This is a genomic window from Mesorhizobium sp. B2-4-13 (assembly GCF_006658535.1).
GTDB lineage: Bacteria > Pseudomonadota > Alphaproteobacteria > Rhizobiales > Rhizobiaceae > Mesorhizobium > Mesorhizobium australicum.
In genome coordinates this window covers 1-1,286 of record NZ_VFVB01000026.1, presented here as the reverse complement: position 1 = coordinate 1,286, position 1,286 = coordinate 1, and the positions used below count along the sequence as shown (strand labels likewise).

The 1,286-nt window shown below is 61.1% G+C and carries 1 protein-coding gene; it reads left to right on the top strand.

The genetic code is table 11. The features are described from left to right. Positions 1–45: 45 nt before the first annotated feature. On the top strand, positions 46–1,248 hold the full coding sequence (locus FJ936_RS30400; RefSeq protein WP_141907504.1) for an IS256 family transposase: 1,203 nt from the start codon (positions 46–48) through the stop codon (positions 1,246–1,248). The last annotated feature ends 38 nt before the right edge of the window (positions 1,249–1,286 follow it).

Here is a 1,286-nt window from a genome sequence, read left to right as displayed (position 1 = left end):
GAATCTTGTGCGTGAGGCCATGATGATGGAAAGGAGAATCATCGCATGGCTATTGAGAAGGAACTTCTGGACCGTTTGCTCGCCGGTCGCGATCCGCAGGAGCTGTTTGCCAAGGACGGCTTGCTCGACGATTTGAAGAAGGCGCTTTCTGAGCGGATCCTGAACGCGGAGTTGGATGATCATCTTGACGAGGAACAGGCCGAAGGCTCGCCGAACCGGCGCAACGGGCATTCGAAGAAGACGGTTCTGACGGGCACGTCGAGGCTCGAACTTTCGATCCCGCGCGACCGGGCCGGCTCCTTCGACCCGAAGTTGATCGCAAAGTATCAGCGCCGCTTTCCCGATTTCGACGCCAAGATCGTGTCGATGTATGCGCGCGGCATGAGCGTGCGCGAGATCCGTGGCCACCTGGAGGAACTCTATGGTATCGACGTTTCGCCGGACCTGATCTCGGCCGTCACCGATGCCGTGCTGGAGGAGGTCGCAGAATGGCAGAACAGGCCGTTGGATGCCTGCTTTCCCCTTGTCTTCTTCGACGCCATCCGGGTCAAGATCCGCGACGAGGGCTTCGTTCGCAACAAGGCGATCTACATCGCGCTCGGCATCCTGCCCGACGGCGGCAAGGAGATATTGGGTATCTGGATCGAGCAGACGGAAGGCGCCAAATTCTGGCTGCGCGTCATGAACGAGCTGAAGAACCGAGGTGTCGCCGACATCCTCATCGCCGTCGTCGATGGCCTGAAGGGCTTTCCAGAAGCGATCAACGCCGTGTTCCCGCAAACGGTCGTGCAGACATGCATCGTGCACCTGATCCGTCATTCGCTGGAATTCGTGTCATGGAAGGACCGCAAAGCCGTCGTGCCGGCGCTCAGGGCGATCTACCGGGCCAAGGACGCCGAGGCCGGCCTGGCCGCGCTCGATGCCTTCGACGCCGGCTACTGGGGCCAACGCTATCCGGCGATCGCTCAGAGCTGGCGGCGCAATTGGCTCCACGTCGTGCCGTTCTTCGCATTCCCCGAAAGCGTGCGCCGCATCATCTACACCACGAACGCCATCGAGGCGCTGAACTCAAAGCTGCGGCGGGCCGTGCGAACGCGCGGCCACTTTCCCAATGACGACGCCGCCATGAAGCTGCTATATCTCGTTCTCAACCACGCCGCCGAGGAGTGGAAACGCGCCCCGCGCGAGTGGTTCGAGGCAAGGACACAATTCGCCGTCGTCTTCGGCGAGAGGTTCGTCAGCCAATGACGACAACCGGCCTCACGCACAAGATTCCTGACAGTCCC